We start from the raw sequence: 21,600 nt of genomic DNA on the forward strand, positions 1-21,600 counted from the left end.
AAACTTTTGCTCTGAAATTTTGCTGAACTTTTGATACTTATTTTTTAGTTTCATATTAGGAGCTTATCAGGTTTTTTGATGATTTTGCTTCCTAAGCCCCATAATTAAAAATAATTAAAAATAATTAAAAACAATGAGTTATTTTTATAAAAGCATTTCTCTGGGCTTGGCTGGGGAAATGAAATCCAGTAAAATTTTCCCGTTTTTAAAATTTATTCCAAATAACTGTTGGCATTGTGCGACAAAAATCTTCAGCCGCACGCGAACACACAAATCAGGCAGCTAAAAAATCATGGCAAAAACAATCAAATGGGTGTTGGGTGCGGCAATCGTAGCCGCGCTGGCTTATGCGGCATGGAGCTATTTCAAACCGGCCGATAAGGTGAATTACATTACCGAGCCGGTGAAGCGCACCAGCATTCGCCAAACTGTTTCCGCGACCGGTGAAATTTCACCGTCAAACTTGGTGGAAGTCGGCGCGCAGGCTTCCGGCCAGATTAAAAAGCTGTATGTCAAACTGGGTCAGGAAATCCAAAAAGGCGACCGAATCGCGGATATTGATTCCACCACGCAAACCAATACCTTAAACACCGAAAAAGCCAAGCTCGATACCTATAAAGCGCAATTGGCATCTGCTGAAATCGCATTGCGTAGCGCCGATAAAAAATACAAACGCGAAGCTGCATTGTGGAAAGAAGATGCGACTTCCAAACAAGAATTGGAAGATGCCGAAGATGCTTTAGCGGCTGCCAAAGCGCAAGTAACGCAACTGAAATCGTCCATCCGTCAAACGCAGATTTCCATCAACACCGCCGAAGCCGACTTGGGCTACACCCGCATTATCGCACCGATGAATGGTACCGTCGTGGCGATTCCGGTGGAAGAAGGTCAAACCGTCAACGCCAACCAAACCACGCCGACAATTATCCAGTTGGCCAATTTGGAAGTGATGCTCAATAAAATGCAGATTGCCGAGGGCGACATCACCAAGGTAAAAGCCGGCCAGCCGATTTCGTTTACCATTTTGTCCGAATCGGATGCACCGTTTACCGCGCAACTGGACAGCATCGACCCCGGCTTGACGACCATGTCGCAAGGCAGCTACAGTAACAGCACCGACACCACCGAAAGCGCGATTTACTACTACGCCCGCGCCTTGGTGCCGAATGAAGAAGGCAAACTTGCCATCGGTATGACCACACAAAACACCATTGAAATCAATGCGGCAGAAGATGTGTTGACCGTGCCGACCATCACCATTAAAAAAGACCGCGAAGGCAAATCCTTTGTGCGCGTGTTGGAGCAGGACGGCCAAGCCGTGCGCAAAGACATCACCACCGGCTTGAAAGACAGCATGAATACCGAAGTGAAAAGCGGTTTGAACGAAGGCGACAAAGTGATTGTTTCCGAGACCGGTTCATCCGACAAACCGCAAAGCGGCAACCGCCGTATGGGCCCGCCGATGTAAGTCGGATGGTCTCACTCAGGCCGTCTGAATGATTTGATTGATTTTGTTTTCAGACGGCCTCATTCCAACCACACTTTGGTAAGCACACATGAGTTTAATTGAATGCACTGACATCAACCGCTATTTCGGCAGCGGCGAAAACCGCGTCCACGTCTTGAAAAACGTGAGCCTGAAAGTGGAAAAAGGCGATTTTGTGGCGATTATCGGCCAATCCGGTTCGGGCAAATCGACCCTGATGAATATTCTCGGCTGTCTCGACAGTGCGACCACCGGTTCTTATAAAATCGACGGCATCGAAACGTCGCAAATGAATCCCGACCAATTGGCTGCCTTGCGCCGCAGCCGTTTCGGTTTTATTTTCCAACGCTACAACCTGCTCAGCTCGCTCACCGCGCGTGACAATGTCGCCTTGCCGGCGGTGTATGTCGGCGTTGATCAGAAAGAGCGTTCTGCACGTGCGGAAAAGCTGCTGCACGACTTGGGCTTGGAAAGCAAAGAAGGCAACAAGCCCAGCGAATTGTCCGGCGGCCAGCAGCAGCGCGTGTCGATTGCGCGCGCTCTGATGAATGGCGGCGAGATTATTTTTGCTGACGAACCGACCGGCGCATTGGATACCGCCAGTGGCAAAAATGTGATGGAAATTCTGCATAAGCTGCATTCAGACGGCCACACCATCATTATGGTGACACACGACCCGGGCATCGCCGCCAATGCCAACCGCGTGATTGAAATTCGTGACGGCGAGATTATTGCCGATACCAGCAAAACTGCCGACATTCCGCCTAGCCAAGTGCAGGCGGTGAAAGAGAAGGCTTCGTGGTCGTTTTATTATGATCAGTTTATGGAAGCATTCAAAATGTCGGTGCACGCGATTTTTGCGCACAAAATGCGTTCGCTGCTGACCATGCTCGGCATCATCATCGGCATCGCTTCGGTGGTGTCGGTGGTCGCGCTGGGTAACGGTTCGCAGCAGAAAATCATGGCCGACATCAATGCCATGGGTACCAACACCATCACTATTTTCCCCGGCAAAGGCTTCGGCGACCGCCGATCCAGCCGCATTAAAACACTGACCATTAATGATGCCTTGGCCATCGGCAAACAAAGTTACGTCGATTCCGCCACGCCGCAAACCTCTTCAGGCGGCACCATGACTTACCGCAACACCGACTTAACCGGCCAGCTTTACGGCGTGGGCGAACAATATTTTGATGTACTCGGTCTGACCTTGGCCGAAGGGCGCTTGTTTGACGAAAGTGATGTCAAAGAAGACGCGCAAGTGGTGGTAATTGATAAAAATACTCAATCCAAGCTTTTTGGCGATGAAAATCCTTTGGGTAAAGTGTTGCTGTTCAAAAAGCGGCCGCTGACGGTGATTGGCGTGATGGACGACCAAACCAACAATTTTGGCAGCTCCGACAGCCTGATGCTGTGGTCGCCTTACACCACCGTGATGCATCAAATCACCGGTGAGAGCCACACCAATTCAATTGTGGTGAAAATCAAAGACGATGCGGATACACAAGCTGCTGAAAAAGGCTTGACCGAATTGTTGACCGTGCGCCACGGTACAGAAGACTTTTTCATGCGCAACAGCGACAGCATCAAGCAAACCGTGGAAAGCACCACCGGCACGATGAAGCTGCTGATTTCCAGCATTGCCTTGATTTCGTTGGTAGTCGGCGGTATCGGTGTGATGAACATCATGCTGGTATCGGTAACCGAGCGCACTAAAGAAATCGGCGTGCGCATGGCCATTGGTGCGCGACGCAGCAATATTTTGCAGCAGTTTTTGATTGAAGCCGTGTTGATTTGCTTAATTGGTGGCTTGGTTGGCGTGGCGATTTCGGGCGCAATCGGTTTGGTGTTCAACCATTTTGTCACCGATTTCCCGATGAGCTTTTCTACCTTGTCGATTGTCGGCGCGGTGTTGTGTTCGACCGTGATCGGCGTGGCTTTCGGCTTTATGCCGGCCAACCGCGCGTCGCAACTCAATCCGATTGATGCCTTGGCACAAGATTAACTTTTTCAGACGGCCTCTATCATTCAGGCCGTCTGAAACATCAGAATGATGAATCCATGAACAGCAAAACTTTTTTTCAGACGGCCTCTGTGTTGGCCGTATCGTTGGCCTTAAGCGCGTGTGCGGTCAACCCCAAAGTGAACACGCCGAGCTTGAACGGCAATACACACATCATGAGCGAAGCCGAAGCGGCCGAGCGCTATCAGATTAACGGCGACTGGTGGGAAATCTATCAAAACGTCCAACTCAATGCCGTGATTCAGCAGGCTTTAGACAACAACATCGATTTGAAACAAGCCGCGATTTCGGTGAACCGCGCCTTGTATCAGGCCAATATTTTGGGCGCGAACTTGGTGCCGTCGTTTAACGGCTCGGTCGGCGCGTCAGCTTCTAAAAATCTCAAATCCGGCAGCAGCAACAACAGCTTCAGCAGCCAATTGGGCTTGAGTTACGAACTCGATTTATGGCAGCGTTTGAGTGCGACTGCCGATGCACAGGTTTGGGAATACCGCGCTACGCAGGAAGACTTGGCCAACACGCGCCTAACCTTGGTAAACAATGTTGCCGATGCCTATTTCAACATCGCCTACATCAACGAAGCCATCGCCTTAACCCAACAATCGCTAAAGCAGTATCAGGAAATCGCCCGCATCGCCGATGCCAAATACCGCCACGGCAAGGCCGATTCCAGCCAAAGCACGCAGGCGAAACAATCTTTGCTGAGCGCGCAAAATAATTTATTGTCACTGCAAAACAGCCGCGATGCGCTCGAGCAAACCTTGCGCAATCTGCTGAATCTGAAGCCGGGCGAAGCCATCGCCGCGGAGCCGTCAGCATACCGCTTGCTGGCGGTGAAAGGGGTGGATTTGAATGTGCCGATTTCGGTGTTGGCCAACCGCCCCGATTTGCGCGCGGCAGAATACCGTTTGCAATCATCGGTGCAAACCTTAGCGGCGCAGCAGCGCAGTTGGTATCCGAGCATTACCTTGGGCGCGAGCTTGAGTACGTCTTCCAGCAAAGCGCGCACGATGTTTGATGTGCCGTTTTTGGGTGGTTCGGCGCAAATCAATCTGCCGTTTTTGGATTGGAAAACGCTGCAATGGGAAGACAAAGATGCCCAAGCGCGTTTTGACAGTGCGGCATTGAATTTCGAGCAGGCGTTAACCACCGCGCTGAATGAAGTCAACACTAATTATCTGGCCTACCAAAACGCGCAAGCCACTTTGAACAACACCCGCCAGCGTTATGCCTTGGATCAGAAAAACAGCCGCTATTACCAAGTGCGCTACCAACACGGCAAAAACGAGTTGAAAGACTGGCTCGAAGCCTTAAACAGCGAATACAGCTCGGCGCAAAACGTCTTAAACCAACGCTATGACGTGTTGAAATACGAAAACATGGTGTATAAAGCCATGGCAGGGCGCTACACGCCGAAATAAGGTGCTTGATGTATCAAGGCCGTCTGAAAAATACTTCACGATTTTTCAGGCGGCCTCGTTTTATTTTCATCACCCTTTTATTTGAAAACCGTTATAATTCCTTCATTCTGTTCAGCCGCAAAACCATGTCCAACCACCGCATCAACCACGAACCCGTTTTCATGCTCGCCTCCGCGCCTTGGCGCGAAAGCAGTCTGTGGCTGGAAGTGTACAGTCGCCGCTACGGTCGCGTGGCTTTGTTGGCACGCAGCGCCCGCAAGCGCATGAGCGAATTGCGCGGTGTGTTGGTGCCGTTTGTGCCGATGAGCGCGTCGTGGTATGGCAGCCAAGAACTCAAAACGCTGCACCGTGCCGAATGGTTGGGTGGTTGGCCGCAACCGCAAGGACGGGCTTTGTTCAGCGGCTTGTATGTTAATGAGCTGATGCTGAAACTCACTGCACGCGAAGACCCGATGCCCGAGTTGTACGACATCTTTGCCGAGACCATGCAAACCCTGTGCCGCGAGCCGAACCACATCGCCGCTTTACGCCGCTTTGAATGGCAATTGCTGCACCATTCGGGCTATGCGCTGGATTTGCAGCATGATGTTCACGGAAATGAAATTGACCCTGAGGCACAATATTGGCTGCGCCCCGAAGAAGCCTTATTACCGCTGGCCGAAGCCAACGGCTTGGGCAATCAGCAGCAAATTGGCATTGCGGTTAACGGCAGCAGCTTAATCCAATTGCGCCAAGGCGGGTTTTCAGACGGCATCAGTTTGCAACAGGCTTTAAAAATCAATCGCTTGCTGATTGATTTTCACATTCCCGAAGGCATTAAATCGCGGCAGGTATTGCAGCAGTTGCAGCAGTTTGATTTGGATCCGCTGTCGTTCAGAAGGCATGAAGCCGCCGAGCCTCCGCAGGCCGTCTGAATCAGCAATCAACCCACTCTATTTTTTCAGACGGCCTTGATGATGAAGAGGCCGTCTGAAACCGAATCAGCGAAAGGAAACCCATGTTATTAGGCGTTAACATCGATCACGTCGCCACCGTCCGCAACGCACGCGGCACCATTTACCCGAGCCCGGTAGAAGCGGCGCTCATCGCCGAAACCCACGGCGCGGATTTGATTACGCTGCATTTGCGTGAAGACCGCCGCCACATCAAAGATGCCGATGTGTTCGCCGTGAAAAATGCCATCCGCACGCGCCTGAATCTGGAAATGGCGCTGACCGAAGAAATGCTGGAAAATGCGCTAAACGTTATGCCGGAAGATGTGTGCATTGTGCCCGAAAAGCGTCAAGAGGTGACTACTGAAGGCGGTTTGGACGTGTTGGCGCAGCAGGAGAAAATCGCCCGATTCACGCGCACGCTCACTGACGCCGGTATCCGCGTATCGCTGTTTATCGATGCCGATCAGGCGCAGATTCAGGCGGCCAAAGACATCGGTGCCCCCGTGATTGAACTGCATACCGGTGCCTATGCTGATGCGCATACGCCGTCTGAACAGGTGCAGCAGTTGGCGCGGATTGAAGAAGGCGCGCATTTTGCCGATGAGTCGGGTTTGGTCGTCAATGCCGGGCATGGCTTGACTATTCATAATGTCACACCGATTGCTCGCATTGCCGCGATTCAAGAATTAAACATCGGCCACGCGCTCATCGCCCAAGCCGTGTTTTTAGGTTTGCCCGAAGCGATTCGTCAAATGAAAGACGTGATGTTTAAAGCGCGTTTGTTGGCAAAATAATGTAGCCGTCAGAGATTTCAGACGGCCTGTTACTTGCAAAGATAATAAGGAGAACCCCATGATTTATGGTATCGGCACCGACATCGTTTCCCTGAAACGTATCATCCGACTGAATAAAAAATTCGGCCAAGCCTTTGCCGAACGCATTCTCAGTCCTGAAGAATTGATGGAGTTCCCCCAAGCCGGCAAACCGGTGAATTATCTGGCCAAGCGTTTCGCCGCCAAAGAAGCGTTTGCCAAAGCCGTCGGCACCGGTATTCGCGGTGCGGTGTCGTTCCGCAACATCGGCATCGGCCACGACGAAATGGGCAAGCCCGAATTTTTCTACGCGCCGGTGCTGGAAAAATGGCTCAAAGAGCAGGGCATCGGCCACGTCAGCTTGAGCATGGCCGATGAAGAAGATACCGTCTTGGCTTTTGTGATTGCCGAAAAATAACACCACTTCATGCGCGGGCAAATAGGATTTGTCGGTGCATGTTCAATGACGTTCAGACGGCCTTAACGTATTGCGTAACAAGGCCGTCTGAAAATTTATATCGATTACCCCAAACATCATGACCACATCAGATCCACGCCCCTTAATCCGCGTTGTTGCCGGTATTTTACTCAATGCCGACGGCGATTATTTGCTCAGCTCACGCCCAGAAGGCAAGCCTTATGCCGGCTATTGGGAGTTTGCCGGCGGTAAAGTGGAAGCGGGCGAAACCGAGTTTCAAGCTTTGCAGCGCGAACTGGAGGAAGAACTCGGCATCCGCATTCATCACGCCACGCCGTGGCTGACCAAAATCCACGCCTACGAACATGCCCATGTGCATTTGCGTTTTTTACGGGTGGAAGCCGACGAATGGTCGGGCGAATTGCAGGCCAAAGAAGGGCAGACGTGGTCATGGCAGAAAGCGGGCGATTTTACCGTGTCGCCGATGTTGCCCGCCAATGGCGCGTTGCTGCAATCGCTTTCCGTGCCGCGCGAATTGTCAGGCCGTCTGAAAAGCGGTTTACGCGGGTTTAACCGCATGGGCAAATACCGTGTGGTGCCGTATCATCTGGCCGAGCCGCAGCATGAACATATTTTGATTGAAGAACCTGAATTGCGTAAGCTTGGCAAAATGCCGTCTGCGCAAAGCGTGTGGGTCGTGGTAGAAACTGCTGAACAATGGCGCAATGTGCAGGATGCCGATGTAGTGGTGTGGCGCGTGCAAAACCAAGCTGCTGCCGAAGCCGCTTTGCGCACCTTGCAACAGGGCGTGTCTATGCCCGTGGTGATTGCCGCTTTGCCTGATTGGGCGGTGCAGTATCAAGCGCAATGGCGACAAGCGGGCGCGCATGCGGTGGTGGTTGATGATGAGGTTGAGGCCGTCTGAATATGAGTCAAAACAAAAAGTTAATCATCGTTGGCGTATTGCTGCTGGCGCTTGCCGCCGTCAAACTCATCGCCTTGGATTGGTGGCAGCAGCAACAGCCGCAAGCCCAGCAGGCCGAATGCCAAGTCACGCAGGGTTGTACCTTACCCAATGGGGTATATGTCAAATTCAGCGATAAAGTTGAAGCCAAGAAACCCTTTGATATTGCATTGAACAATGTACCGGAAGCGGTTCAGGAAGTTACCGTCAGCTTTAGCATGAAAGACATGGATATGGGCTTCAACCGCTTCAATATCCGCCGCCAAGACGACGGCACATGGGCGGCGAAGAAAATCCGTTTGCCGATGTGTGTTGAAAACCGCCATGATTATTTGGCCGATATCAACATCGATGGCGAAGTGTTTCAGACGGCCTTTACAGCCGAGTAGTCGAGACCTTTGCAAAACCTCAGATTTGAGTGCAGTTCGAAGTTAGAGCAGCGCAGAAAGCGCAGACATATCACTTAGATAGGCAAGCTTTCGAGCAGCGCATAACGAAGAAATGTGCCAAAGATGGGGAGTTTTGCAAAGGTCTCGAGCCGTCTGAAAACCGATTCCATCAATGCCGTCTGAAATAAATGGTTTCAGACGGCCTTTTGTTTAAAAAATCCTGAAAAATAAATACTTTACTTTTATAATCTACGCTATAATTCATCTCTTTATTGACACGCAGAAAGCCTGTGTGGCCGACCCAGAAAGGAATCATCATGACGCAATACGCCTTATTCATCACTTGTCCGCGCGGTTTGGAAACGCCGTTGACCGACGAACTCGCCTCCCTGAATATTCAAGACATTCAAGCCACCGATGGCGGCGTGGCCTGCAAAGCCAGCATGGAGCAGGTTTACCGCATCAATCTGCATTCGCGTACCGCCAGCCGCGTGCTGCTGCGCCTGACCAAAGGCAGCTACCGCAGTGAGCAGGATATTTATAAATTAGCCAAAAACATCAATTGGTTCAACTGGTTCACGCTGGAGCAAACCTTTAAAGTAAAGGTGGAAGGTAAGCGCGCCAATGTCAAAAGCTTGGATTTTGTCGGTCTGAAAATCAAAGATGCGCTGTGTGATTCGTTCCGCGATATTTATGATGCACGCCCGAGCGTGGGCAAAATTCGCCCCGATGTGCGCGTGCATGCGTTTATGGATGAGCGCAATATCGAGATTTTTATCGACACTTCCGGCGAAGCCCTGTTCAAACGCGGCTACCGTGAAGACACCGGCGAAGCGCCGTTGCGTGAAAACTTGGCTGCCGGTTTGCTGTTGCTGGCCGGATACGACGGCTCACAACCGTTTCAAGACCCATTCTGCGGCAGCGGCACCTTAGCCATTGAAGCGGCATGGATTGCCGGCCGCCGTGCGCCGGGTTTGATGCGCCGTTTCGGTTTTGAAAAGCTGCAAAATTTCGACAAAGCCGCGTGGGTGAAAATCCGCCAAGAAGCGCGTGAACAAATCGTGCCGGTTACCGCGCCGATTGCCGGTAGCGACAACGACCGCCACATGATTCGCGCTGCCGAACACAATGCTGAGGCGGCCGAAGTGGCTGAGTTTATCCGTTTTGAAGTGAAAGACGCGCAAAATGCCCGCCCGAATGGCGACAATGGCATCATGATTTCCAATCCACCTTATGGCGTGCGCTTGGCAGAAATGCAGGCTTTGCAGGCGCTGTATCCGCAGTTGGGTTCATGGCTGAAGCAGCATTATGCAGGCTGGTTGATCGGTATGTTTACCGGCGATCGTGATATGCCGAAATTCATGCGTTTGTCGCCGAAGCGCAAAATCCCGTTGTACAACGGTAATTTGGATTGCCGCCTGTTCTTGATGGATATGGTAAAGGGTTCTAACCGATAGAATAGGTGAGGCCGTCTGAAAACATAAGTTTCAGACGGCCCTGAGACCTTTGCAAATTCCCCATCTTTGGCACATTTCTTCGTTATGCGCTGCTCGAAAGCTTGCCTATCTAAGTGATATGCCTGCGCTTTCTGCGCTGCTCTAACTTCGAACTGTACTCAAAGCTGAGGTTTTGCAAAGGTCTCAGCCTTTTCAATTGCGTTTTATCAAATCATCATCAAATATTTAAATTTTTGTTGTTAAACGGGTTTATACTGATTCAATAAGATATTCATTATCCAATGAGGAGCTTGCCATGAAAATCGCTATGTTGTCACTTGCTGCCATCTTATTGCTAGGCGCGTGCAGCCATCATCAAGAACTGGATAAGTTAAAAAGCGAATTGTCGGAAGCGCAAACGGCGGTGAAGCTTTCTGCGGCTAATACCAAGCGTTTGGAAGATACGTATTCCGATATGTATTTTGAACTCAACAGTCTGACCGTAGAAAACTTCAAAGCCAAAGTGGCGAAAGGCGATAAATTTTATGCCTATATCGGCCGCCCGAGCTGTGGCGATTGCAGCGCATTCGAGCCGATGTTCAAACGCTACATCGCCCAATATCAGCTCAACGATAAAATCTATTTTGTTAACGTACACCGCCTGCATCAGGATAAAGCCACGTGGGCAGCATTCAAGCAGCAATATGGTTTGAGCGGTACGCCGGTATTGGCAGCTTATGGTGCAGGTCGTCAGTTGAATAAATTAGACTTGGAAGACAACGGCGGCAAATTGAGCGCCGAAGATTTGGAAAAATGGTTGGATGCAAACCGTTTGCGTCGTTGAATAGCCGTTTAATCAAAGCATAAATAAAAGGCCGTCTGAAATGAATATGTTTCAGACGGCCTTTTATTTAATCCTGATAAAATCACTCAGATATTAATAATAAAAATCAATTAAAACGGATTTAAAATAAAGTTAGACTATCAATGTCGAATGACTTACAATTGACTACAGTAGTTTTAATTTGTCGAAATATAATACTAAAGTATTAGCTTTAAAGTATTATTACAAAAACAAAAACATAGTGAGGCCGTCTGAAAATGCGGCTTCCTAATCAAGCAGGAACACAACCATGAATGTATCAAGACGGCAGTTTTTTAAAGTAACGGCCGCCGGTGCCGGCGCGTCGGGTTTGGCCGTAATGGGCATGATGCCGACCAACGCTTGGGCGGAGGTGCGCCAGTATAAACTTTTGCGCGCTACTGAAACGCGTAACAACTGTACTTATTGTTCCGTAGGTTGCGGTACGATTTTGTACAGCATGGGCGACGGTGCCAAAAATGCCAAAAAAGTGATTTTCCACATCGAAGGCGACCCGGATCATCCGGTGAGCCGTGGTTCATTGTGTCCGAAAGGCGCAGGCTTGTTGGATTTTGTACACAGCCCGAACCGTTTGCATTTTCCGGAAGTGCGCGAGCCGTTTACTAATGAATGGAAACGCATCTCTTGGCACGATGCCTTAACCCGCATTGCCAAGCATCTGAAAAAAGACCGTGACGAAAACTTAATCGTCAACAATGAAAACGGCGTGCCGGTACACCGCTTGCCTACCGTGGCCATGCTGACGGCTTCTGCTGCTTCGAACGAAACCGGTATCCTGACCCAAAAATGGATGCGTGCGTTGGGTATTGTAGCCACCGATGCGCAGGCGCGCGTGTGTCACGGCCCGACCGTATCTGCTTTGGCTTCGACTTTCGGCCGCGGTGCGATGACCAACACCTTTATGGACATCCAGCATGCCGACTTCATCATGGTGATGGGCGGTAATGCGGCAGAGGCACACCCAGTGGGCTTCAAATGGGTGATTGAAGCGAAAAAGAAAAAGGGCACCAAGTTATATGTGGTTGACCCGCGCTTCAACCGTACCGCTGCGGTATCTGATTTCTACGCGCCTATCCGCTCGGGTAGTGATATCGCGTTTTTGGGTGCATTGATTAACTGGCTGATTGAAAACGATAAAATCCAATGGGAATACGTAAAAGCTTATACCAATGCGAGCTTTATCGTTTCCGAAGGTTTTGACTTTGATGAGGGCTTATTCTCGGGTGCTGCCGAGTTCAAGGCGCCTGAAGCCAAACAAGGTGAGCAACAGCCTGAAGTGACCAGCCGTACCGGCAACCGTAAGAACTACTACGACAATGAAACGTGGTTCTACGAATTGGATGCCAATGGTCACGCCAAAACCGACCCTACCTTGCAAGATCCGCGTTGCGTGTTCCAAATGTTGAAAAAACATTACTCACGCTACACGCTGGATGTGATGGAAACCACTTGCGGTACCAGCAAGGAAGATTTCTTGAAAATCGCCGAAGCATGGGGTGAAACCTCTGCGCCGAATAAAGCCGGTACCATTCTGTATGCATTGGGCTGGACACAGCATACTTACGGCTCGCAAATCATCCGTACCATGGCGATGGTTCAATTGCTGTTGGGTAACATCGGTATGGCAGGTGGCGGTGTGAACGCATTGCGTGGCCACTCTAACATTCAAGGTCTGTCTGACTTGGGCTTGTTGTCAACTTCATTGCCGGGCTACCTGACCCTGCCAAACGAAGACAACCACCCGACTTTCCAAGACTATATTGCCAAGCAAACCCCTAAAGCATTGCAAGCCAATCAGTTGAACTATTGGAGCAATACGCCTGCATTCTTCGTCAGCTTCCTGAAATGGATGTACGGTGAAAACGCTACCAAAGAAAACAACTGGGGCTACGACTGGCTGCCGAAGTGGGACAAAATGTATGACATTTTGCAAGCCACTGAATTGATGTATCAAGGCAAAGTAAACGGCTTATTGGTGCAAGGCTTTAACGCGCAAGGCTCATTCCCTGATGCTAGCCGTGTGACCGAAGCATTCTCTAAGCTGAAATACATGGTCGTGATGGATCCACTGAAAACCGAAACCGCCTCTTTCTGGGAAAACCACGGTGAAGCGCATGATGTTGATCCGTCTAAAATCCAAACGGAAGTCTTCCGCTTGCCGACGCCATGTTTCGCAGAAGAAGCCGGTTCGATTGTGAACTCTTCACGCTGGTTGCAGTGGCACCACCCGGGTCAAAACCCTCCGGGCGAAGCCTTGCCTGACTTGGACATTTTGGGCGAATTGTACATTTTGCTGAAAGAAATGTACGAAAAAGAAGGCGGTACTGCGCCTGAGCCGATTACCAAGCTGGCATGGCACTATAAAAACCCAGTGGCGCCTACACCGGAAGAAATGGCCAAAGAATCCAATGGTTATGCCTTGGCAGACATCAAAGATGCCAATGGCAATGTGATCCGTAAAAAAGGCGAATTGCTCGACGGCTTCTCGCAATTGCGTGATGACGGTACCACCGAGTGTGCTACTTGGATTTTCTCAGGTTCATGGACACAAGCCGGTAACCAAATGGACCGTCGTGACAACACCGATACCGGTTTGGGCAACACTCCACGCTGGGCATGGGCATGGCCTGCCAACCGCCGTATTCTGTACAACCGCGCATCCTTGGATCCGAACGGTAAACCTTGGGATCCGAACCGCGTGCTGATTGAATGGGACGGTAAAAAATGGACTGGTGCCGATGTGGCTGACTTTAAAGCCGATGAGGCACCAGGCAGCGGCATGAATCCGTTCATCATGAATGAAGAAGGCGTGGGTCGTCTGTTTGCACAGCGCAAGCTGGTTGACGGCCCGTTCCCAGAGCACTACGAGCCTTTGGAATCACCGATTGGCACCAACCCGCTGCATCCGAAAGTGGTTCAATCACCTGCCATGCGTTTGTTTGACAGCGTGAAAGACCGTATCGGTACGGCTGAAGAGTTCCCATATGTCGGCACCACTTACCGCCTGACTGAACACTTCCAATTCTGGACCAAGTCTGTGAAGCTGCTGATGATTGCCCAGCCTGAGCAATTCATCGAAATCAGTGAAGAATTAGCTGCCGAAAAAGGCATTAAGAAAGGCGATTGGGTCAAAGTTAGCTCCAAACGTGCGTATATCAAGGCCAAAGCCGTGGTAACGAAACGTGTGAAACCATTGACCATCAATGGTAAAACCGTTCACCAAGTCGGTATTCCGTTGCACGGCGGTTGGGAAAACGTATCAGGTCAGAAGCAGTATATCGTGAACACGCTGACGCCTTTCGTGGGCGACTGTAACACGCAAACGCCTGAATACAAAACCTTCTTGGTTAATATTGAGAAAGCGTAAGGAGCGGAACAATGGCATTACAATCATTAGACATCAAACGCCGCTCTGCAACATCGGGTATTACGCCACCGCCTCAGGTGCGTAAACCGGTTGAAGTGGCAAAATTAATCGACGTCAGCACCTGTATTGGCTGTAAAGCCTGTCAGGTGGCGTGTTCGGAATGGAACGACATCCGTGACGAAATCGGTGAAAACGTCGGTGTATACGACAATCCGATTGATTTGACCGCAAAAAGCTGGACGGTAATGCGCTTCAGTGAAACCGAAGAAAACGGCAAACTGGAATGGCTGATCCGTAAAGACGGCTGTATGCACTGTGCCGATCCGGGCTGTCTGAAAGCGTGTCCTTCACCGGGTGCGATTATTCAGTATGAAAACGGTATCGTCGATTTCCATCAGGAAAACTGTATCGGCTGCGGCTACTGTATTTCAGGCTGTCCGTTTAACATTCCGCGCATCAACAAAGAAGACAACCGTGCGTATAAATGTACCTTGTGTTCAGACCGCGTGGCTGTCGGTCAAGAGCCTGCTTGCGTGAAAACTTGTCCGACCGGCGCGATTCAGTTCGGCAGCAAAGAGCACATGAAAGAAGTGGCTCAAGAGCGTATTAAAGACTTGAACAACCGCGGCTACCAAAATGCCGGTCTGTATGACCCGCAAGGTGTGGGCGGTACGCACGTGATGTATGTCTTGCACCATGCCGACAAACCTAACCTTTACAACGGCTTGCCTGAAAATCCAAGCATCAGCCCAACCGTGAAAGTATGGAAAGGTTTGCTCAAGCCTTTGGCAACATTCGGTATTGCTGCGGCAGCGGTTGCCGGTTGGATGCACTACATTACCGTAGGCCCTAACCGCGAAGACGAAGATAAACCTGAAGTCATCGGCAAAGACGGTAAAATCTTGCACGGTGAGGAGGATGCATAATGAAACCAAAGTTAATTCAGCGTTACAAACGCAGTGAACGCATCAATCACTGGGTTGTTGCCTTGTGTTTTATTTTGCTGGCCATTTCCGGTTTGGCATTCTTCTATCCGGCATTTTTCTGGTTGACCGGCATTTTTGGTACGCCGCAATTGGCGCGGATTTTGCACCCGTTTATCGGTGTGGTGATGTTTATCGGCTTTTTCATTCAGTTTTTCCGTTACTGGAAATTCAACTTCTTCGATAAAGAAGATGTGAAATGGATGAAGTCGGTGACCACCATTTTGAAAGGCCATGAAGTGGGTGACGTCGGCAAATACAACGGCGGTCAGAAAGGCATGTTCTGGTTGATGACGGCTTGTATGCTGGTATTGGTGATTACCGGTGTCATCGCATGGCGTCCGTATTTTGCCGAGATGTTCCCGATCCCGGTGATTCGTTTGGCGTTGTTGTTCCATGCCGGTGCCGCGATTGTTTTGATTGCCGGTATTATCGTGCACGTTTACGCAGCGATTTGGGTTAAGGGCACGGTTCGCGCCATGACCGAAGGTGTGGTTTCGCAACAATGGGCGAAGAAACACCACCCAAGATGGTATCGTGAAGTGATGGCCAAAACCGATGAAAAAACGGTTGAAACGCCAATCACCGATGTCAACAATCAACACAAACTGTAATGGTTTAGCCTAGCCTGAGCATTATCATCGGGTTATGGCATAGTAAAAGGCCGTCTGAAAAATATTTTTTCAGACGGCCTTTTGTTGTTTGATTAATGTGCAGAATCAGCTGCTTGTGCCTGTTTACGGTAAGCCAATACATAAAGCATGCCGACGAATACTGAGCCGCCGACTGCATTACCCAAATAAACCGACACCATATTGTGCATAAACTGCGCCCAAGAAATATCGGCGCCGCCCCAAATCGCTGCCGGAATCACAAACATATTGGCGACAACGTGTTGAAAACCGATTAATACGAAAATCATAATCGGAAACCAAATCGCCAAAATCTTACCGCCGTAAGTATGCGCACCGTAGCACAACCATGCGCCCATCGCCACCATCCAGTTACAACCAATGCCGGATACGAAAGCATGCGCAAAATCCGCCGATACTTTGGTTTGCGCCACGGCAATGGTTTCATGCAAGTAGCGGCCTTCGGTCAAACCCAAAAAATGGCCGAAAAACCATGCCACAAAAAATGCGCCGAGCACATTGGCCAGCGATACAATCAGCCAATTGCGCAGCCATTTGGCGGCGGTAATCTTTTTCATCATCACGGCCACAGGTAACACCATCATATTGCTGGTAATCAGTTCCGCGCCACCCAATAAAATACAAATCAGGCCGATGGGGAAAACCGCTGCGCCGAGTAGGGTAGCCAAGCTGCCCATTTCTTCCGGCATACCACCGACCACGCGGATATAGGCTAGATAGCCGATGGAAATAAATGCGCCACCCAAAAAGCCCAAGACGCTCAGTTGCAGTGCGTCGCCGTTGCCTTTTGCGACGCCTTTATCAGCGGTCGCGCGCAGGATTTCATGCGGGTATAAATCACTCATGTTTGTTGTCCGTATCGAATACAAGCATTATTTTACGGTGGCAGAATGCTATCGCGCTTGATATAACTCAAGGGTGTATTTTTGTTATTCCATGTAATTGAGGCCGTCTGAAACGTTTCAGACGGCCTCAAGTTGATTTCGGCTTATTTCTTCAGTTCGGCCAAAATATCATCGACGGTTTTCTTCGCATCGCCGAAACACATCACGCTGTTTTCATTGAAGAACAGCGGATTTTGCACGCCGGCGTAACCGGTATTCATCGAGCGTTTGAACACAACCACTTCTTTAGCATTCCACACTTCCAACACCGGCATGCCGGCAATCGGTGAATTCGGGTCGGTTTGCGCGGCAGGGTTGACGGTGTCGTTGGCACCAATCACCAATACCACGTCGGTTTCGGCGAAATCATCATTGATTTCATCCATTTCCAACACGATGTCGTAAGGAACTTTGGCTTCGGCCAGCAATACGTTCATGTGACCCGGCAAGCGGCCGGCGACAGGGTGGATACCGAAGCGCACTTGCGTACCGTTTTGGCGCAGCAGCTCGGTGATTTCAGCCACCGGATATTGCGCTTGTGCCACCGCCATGCCGTAGCCCGGCGTGATGATGACGCTGGACGCGTCTTTCAGCAAAGCGGCTACACCGGCAGCATCGATTTCGCGGTATTCGCCCACTTCGCCGCTGCCCGTTGCGGCTGCCGTGCCGTCTGAACCAAAACCGCCGGCAATCACGGAAATAAACGAGCGGTTCATCGCTTTACACATGATGTACGACAGAATCGCACCGCTGGAACCGACCAGCGCACCGGTCACAATCAGCAAATCGTTAGACAGCATAAAGCCCGCTGCTGCCGCTGCCCAGCCGGAGTATGAGTTCAGCATCGACACCACCACCGGCATGTCCGCTCCGCCGATGGAAGCGACCAAATGCCAGCCGAAAGCCAAGGCAATCAAGGTCATCACAATCAGGGCGAACCAGCTGCCGTCGGCTGATACAAACACCAACAGCAAAATAAACGACACCACCAAAGCGGCCAAATTCAGCTTATGCTTGGCCGGCAGTTGCAGCGGTTTGCTGCTGATTTTGCCGTTGAGTTTGCCAAAGGCCACAATCGAGCCGGTAAACGTCACCGCACCGATGAAAACACCCAAGAATACTTCCACCAAGTGAATGGTGTGCATATCCGAAGGTACATCACCCGGGTAAATAAAGCTGTTGAAACCAACCAACACCGCGGCCAAGCCGACGAAGCTGTGCAATAGGGCAATCAGCTCGGGCATTTCGGTCATCTCGACTTTTTTGGCTTTGTAGATACCGATGGCGGCACCGGCAGCCATTGCCAACACAACCCAGAAAAGGCCGGAAGACTGCTCACTGAAAATGGTGGCAAATAAGGCAATCGCCATGCCGACCATGCCGGAATAACAGCCTTGCTTGGCGGTTTCCTGTTTTGACAAACCGGCCAGCGCGAAAATAAATAAAATTGCGGCGACGATGTAGGCCGCAGTAACCAAACCTAAAGACATATCGTAACCCCTTATCCTTTGCGGAACATATTCAACATGCGGCGGGTAACATAGAAGCCGCCGAAGATATTAATGCTGACAATTAATACCGCGATAAACGCCAAAAACGACACAAAGCCGTGACCTTGGCCGATTTGCAGCAGCGCACCGACCACGATAATGCCCGAAATCGCATTGGTCACCGACATCAGTGGTGTGTGCAGCGAGTGCGATACGTTCCACACTACGTAATAGCCAATCACACAAGCCAAAACGAACACGATAAAGTGGTTCAGAAAGGCAGCAGGGGCGACGGCACCAATCCACAAAATCAGAATCGCGCCAATCACCGCAGGGGCGAGTTTTTTCCACAATGGAACAGGTTTCGGCTCAGGTTTGGCCATCGGCGCGGCTTTTTCAGACGGCTTGGCTTGCGGCTGGGCGGAAACTTGAATCGCAGGCGGCGGGAAAGTGATTTCGCCATCGCGCGTCACGGTCATGTTACGGATAATCACATCGTCAAAATCCAGCGTGATTTCGCCGTCTTTATTCGGGCTGAGCAGTTTGGCCAAGTTCACCAAATTGGTGGCGTAAAGCTGGGAAGATTGTCCCGCCAAGCGGTTGGCCATATCGGTATAGCCGATGATTTTTACGCCGTTGTCGGTGATAAAGAGTTCGCCCGGACGGGTTAATTCGCAGTTGCCGCCGGTGGCTGCTGCCAAATCGACAATCACCGAACCCGGTTTCATCGATTGCACCATTTCGGCGGTAATCAGTTTCGGCGCCGGTTTGCCCGGAATGGCGGCGGTGGTGATGATGATGTCGACTTCTTTGGCTTGCTCGGCAAACAGCTTCATTTCCGCAGCGATGAATTCTTCGCTCATCACTTTGGCATAACCGTCGCCGCTGCCACCTGCTTCTTGTGGGAAGTCGAGCTTCAAGAATTGGCCGCCCATCGATTCGATTTGCTCAGCCACTTCCAAGCGCGTATCGAATGCTTTGACGATGGCGCCAAGTGAGTTTGCCGTGCCGATGGCGGCCAAACCGGCCACACCCGCACCAATCACCAACACTTGCGCCGGCGGTACTTTGCCCGCAGCGGTAATCTGACCGGTAAAGAAACGGCCGAACGCATTGGCCGCTTCAATCACGGCGCGGTAGCCGGAAATATTGGCCATAGAAGACAGCGCATCTAAGGCTTGGGCGCGGGAAATACGCGGCACCATGTCCATCGCTAACACGTTGACTTGCTTATCGTTTAAGGTCTGCACCAATTCAGGATTTTGTGCAGGCCAGATAAAGCTGACCAAGGTTTGACCGGCGTTCAGACGGCCTGTTTCCGATTCGGTCGGCGCGTTGACTTTATAAATCAACGGGCTTTGCCACACCGTATCCGCGTCGGCCATAATCGCACCGGCAGCTTCGTAAGCGGCATTATCCAAGCTGGCAGCCAAGCCGGCATCGCGTTCGATCACAATCTCAAAACCCAGCTTCTGCAACTGGGTCACGGTCGCAGGCGTACACGCCACACGGGTTTCACCGGCCAGAGACTCCTTAGGGATACCAATCCTCATGTCTTCGTCCTTTAAGTTGGTTAATCAAGCTTATGTAAATGAATCTTAGCCAATACTTTATAACTAATTTTTGCCTGAAAGACAATGAAAAAATTCTTTTTCTTAATATATTAATTTTAACTATACTTAGTCCGAAAAAGACTTTAGACTGCGGAAAAGGAGGTGGATAGCGTAGAGATTGTCGTGTTAAAATAAGACTTTAAAACCAACAAAAGGAACACATCATGCGGATGCTCCACACTATGCTGCGTGTCGGCAATCTGGAAAGATCACTGGATTTCTATCAAAATGTTTTGGGCATGCAGCTTCTGCGCCAACATGATTATCCGGACGGCAAATTCTCTTTGGCTTTTGTCGGCTACGGCAATGAAGCGGAAAATACCGTATTGGAACTGACCTACAATTGGGGTACTGAAAGCTACGATTTAGGCGATGCCTTCGGCCACATCGCGATTGAAGTGGACGACGCTTACCAAGCTTGTGAAATGGTGAAACAAAAAGGCGGTAAAGTGGTACGCGAAGCCGGTCCGATGAAACACGGCACCACCGTGATTGCGTTTGTGGAAGATCCCGATGGCTACAAAATCGAGTTTATCCAAAAAAATTCCGGCAATGATTCGGTACAATACGATAAGTAATTCAAGGCAATTAAGAAAGGCCGTCTGAAATTTAAGTTTCAGACGGCCTTTTATTTAACAATTCAATAGGTTAAAGATTCGGATTCACAATGATTTTTACCGCAGATTCGTTGTTGTGAATCAGGCGCTCGAAGCCTTCAGAAATCAATTCGTCCAACTTAATACGTTGAGTGATGAACGGCTCAAGATTGATTTTGCCTTCTTCCACCAGCTTGATGGTTTCGGCATGGTCGTTGCAGTAGGCGATGGTGCCGCGTACGTCCAATTCTTTCATCACCACGCTGTGTACATTGATGGTGGCCGGGTGGCTCCAAATCGACACAATCACCACTTTGGCGGTAGGCTTGCAAGAAGCCACCAAAGTATCCAATACTTTATTCACGCTCGAGCATTCAAATGCCACGTCTACGCCTTCGCCGTTGGTCAATTTCAATACTTCTTCGGTCACATCGACTTCGGAAGGGTCAAGAATATAATCGGCTACACCGGCTTCTTTGGCTTTGTCTTTACGGGCTTTGCTCAATTCGGTGATGATGACTTTAATGCCTTTGGCTTTCAAAATCGCCGCCAGCAACAAGCCGATAGGGCCGGCGCCGCCGACCAAGGCCACATCACCTTCTTTTGCGCCACTGCGCACATAAGCATGATGACCTACGGATAAAGGCTCGATCAAAGCGGCCTGATCCAATGGGATATCGTTGGAAATCGGGTGTACCCAACGGCGCTTAACGGCGATTTTTTCCGCCAAGCCGCCACCACAGCCGCCTAAGCCGATGAAGTTCATATCTTTAGACAAATGGTAATTGCTGCCTTCGCCCGTATCCACATCATCACGGATAATGTAAGGCTCAACTACCACATGCTGGCCGACTTCGATGTCGTCCACGCCTTCGCCCACAGCATATACCACGCCGGAAAACTCGTGCCCCATGGTAACCGGTGCTTCCTCACCGGAAATCGGATGTGGATGGCCGCATGGCGGAATGAAGATTGGCCCTTCCATAAATTCATGCAAGTCGGTACCGCAAATACCGCACCAAGCCACGTTGATGCCGACGGTGCCCGGTGCCACGGTTGGCTCGGGGATGTCTTCAATGCGGATGTCGCCTTTGTCGTAGAAACGTGCTGCTTTCATATGTAACTCCTTTTTGATTAATCAAAGGTTAGGGCTAATGGAATTCAGATATTCATGATATGTATGAAAGGGTGTTCTAATATTATTATCTGTGATAAGTTTTTTTATTTGATTATATAAGATAACAATC

General features: G+C 50.3%; 18 protein-coding genes. 14 read left to right on the forward strand and 4 right to left on the reverse strand.

The features are described from left to right. The first annotated feature begins 292 nt into the window (after positions 1-292). From CRG49_RS06420 to CRG49_RS06480, 13 genes are all read left to right on the forward strand, one after another. The gene (locus CRG49_RS06420) at positions 293-1,468 is read left to right on the forward strand and encodes an efflux RND transporter periplasmic adaptor subunit (RefSeq protein ID WP_095502704.1); all 1,176 of its coding nucleotides are present in this window, start codon (positions 293-295) and stop codon (positions 1,466-1,468) included. A gap of 88 nt (positions 1,469-1,556) precedes the next feature. Then, positions 1,557-3,491, forward strand: a complete 1,935-nt coding sequence (locus CRG49_RS06425) for a MacB family efflux pump subunit (protein ID WP_095502703.1) — start codon at positions 1,557-1,559, stop codon at positions 3,489-3,491. Positions 3,492-3,547: 56 nt separating this feature from the next. Further along, positions 3,548-4,930 carry a TolC family protein gene (locus tag CRG49_RS06430; protein WP_095502702.1) on the forward strand — a complete coding sequence of 461 codons (1,383 nt, stop codon included), beginning with the start codon at positions 3,548-3,550 and terminating at the stop codon, positions 4,928-4,930. A 125-nt stretch (positions 4,931-5,055) separates the two neighbouring features. After that, a complete protein-coding gene (recO, locus tag CRG49_RS06435; RefSeq protein WP_095502706.1) occupies positions 5,056-5,844 on the forward strand; it encodes a DNA repair protein RecO in 789 nt (262 codons plus the stop codon). 83 nt (positions 5,845-5,927) lie between these two features. Then, complete coding sequence (pdxJ, locus tag CRG49_RS06440) at positions 5,928-6,659, forward strand: pyridoxine 5'-phosphate synthase (protein ID WP_095502701.1); 732 nt, start codon at positions 5,928-5,930, stop codon at positions 6,657-6,659. Between the two features lie 58 nt (positions 6,660-6,717). Further along, a complete protein-coding gene (gene acpS, locus CRG49_RS06445; RefSeq protein WP_095502700.1) occupies positions 6,718-7,095 on the forward strand; it encodes a holo-ACP synthase in 378 nt (125 codons plus the stop codon). A gap of 118 nt (positions 7,096-7,213) precedes the next feature. Next, on the forward strand, positions 7,214-8,020 hold the full coding sequence (locus CRG49_RS06450; RefSeq protein ID WP_095502699.1) for an NUDIX domain-containing protein: 807 nt from the start codon (positions 7,214-7,216) through the stop codon (positions 8,018-8,020). 2 nt (positions 8,021-8,022) lie between these two features. Continuing rightward, a complete protein-coding gene (locus CRG49_RS06455) occupies positions 8,023-8,448 on the forward strand; it encodes a hypothetical protein (RefSeq protein WP_095502698.1) in 426 nt (141 codons plus the stop codon). A gap of 314 nt (positions 8,449-8,762) precedes the next feature. Then, positions 8,763-9,905 carry a class I SAM-dependent RNA methyltransferase gene (locus tag CRG49_RS06460; RefSeq protein ID WP_095502705.1) on the forward strand — a complete coding sequence of 381 codons (1,143 nt, stop codon included), beginning with the start codon at positions 8,763-8,765 and terminating at the stop codon, positions 9,903-9,905. Between the two features lie 295 nt (positions 9,906-10,200). Then, positions 10,201-10,728 carry a co-chaperone YbbN gene (locus tag CRG49_RS06465; protein ID WP_095502697.1) on the forward strand — a complete coding sequence of 176 codons (528 nt, stop codon included), beginning with the start codon at positions 10,201-10,203 and terminating at the stop codon, positions 10,726-10,728. A gap of 289 nt (positions 10,729-11,017) precedes the next feature. Beyond that, positions 11,018-14,134: a formate dehydrogenase-N subunit alpha gene (gene fdnG, locus CRG49_RS06470; protein WP_095502696.1), complete on the forward strand. Its 3,117-nt coding sequence runs from the start codon at positions 11,018-11,020 to the stop codon at positions 14,132-14,134. A gap of 11 nt (positions 14,135-14,145) precedes the next feature. After that, positions 14,146-15,060 carry a formate dehydrogenase subunit beta gene (gene fdxH, locus CRG49_RS06475; protein ID WP_095502695.1) on the forward strand — a complete coding sequence of 305 codons (915 nt, stop codon included), beginning with the start codon at positions 14,146-14,148 and terminating at the stop codon, positions 15,058-15,060. Further along, positions 15,060-15,731, forward strand: a complete 672-nt coding sequence (locus CRG49_RS06480; protein ID WP_154143208.1) for a formate dehydrogenase subunit gamma — start codon at positions 15,060-15,062, stop codon at positions 15,729-15,731. Before fdxH ends, CRG49_RS06480 begins: the two co-directional genes overlap by 1 nt. Before the next feature lie 92 nt (positions 15,732-15,823). On the opposite strand, the gene CRG49_RS06485 is transcribed toward CRG49_RS06480, so the two are convergent. From CRG49_RS06485 to CRG49_RS06495, 3 genes are all read right to left on the reverse strand, one after another. Then, on the reverse strand, positions 15,824-16,615 hold the full coding sequence (locus CRG49_RS06485; RefSeq protein ID WP_095502693.1) for a formate/nitrite transporter family protein: 792 nt from the start codon (positions 16,613-16,615) through the stop codon (positions 15,824-15,826). 143 nt (positions 16,616-16,758) lie between these two features. Beyond that, complete coding sequence (pntB, locus tag CRG49_RS06490) at positions 16,759-18,144, reverse strand: Re/Si-specific NAD(P)(+) transhydrogenase subunit beta (RefSeq protein ID WP_095502692.1); 1,386 nt, start codon at positions 18,142-18,144, stop codon at positions 16,759-16,761. Between the two features lie 11 nt (positions 18,145-18,155). Further along, on the reverse strand, positions 18,156-19,697 hold the full coding sequence (locus CRG49_RS06495) for a Re/Si-specific NAD(P)(+) transhydrogenase subunit alpha (RefSeq protein ID WP_095502691.1): 1,542 nt from the start codon (positions 19,695-19,697) through the stop codon (positions 18,156-18,158). A 224-nt stretch (positions 19,698-19,921) separates the two neighbouring features. Here CRG49_RS06495 and gloA point away from each other — a divergent pair, with 224 nt between their 5' ends. Further along, positions 19,922-20,335, forward strand: a complete 414-nt coding sequence (gene gloA, locus CRG49_RS06500) for a lactoylglutathione lyase (protein ID WP_095502690.1) — start codon at positions 19,922-19,924, stop codon at positions 20,333-20,335. A gap of 70 nt (positions 20,336-20,405) precedes the next feature. Here the strand turns inward: gloA and CRG49_RS06505 are convergent, their stop codons facing one another. Next, positions 20,406-21,470 carry a 2,3-butanediol dehydrogenase gene (locus tag CRG49_RS06505; RefSeq protein WP_095502689.1) on the reverse strand — a complete coding sequence of 355 codons (1,065 nt, stop codon included), beginning with the start codon at positions 21,468-21,470 and terminating at the stop codon, positions 20,406-20,408. Positions 21,471-21,600: the final 130 nt, after the last annotated feature.

It is taken from the genome of Neisseria sp. N95_16 (genome assembly GCF_002551535.2).
GTDB classification, from domain to species: Bacteria; Pseudomonadota; Gammaproteobacteria; order Burkholderiales; family Neisseriaceae; genus Neisseria; species Neisseria brasiliensis.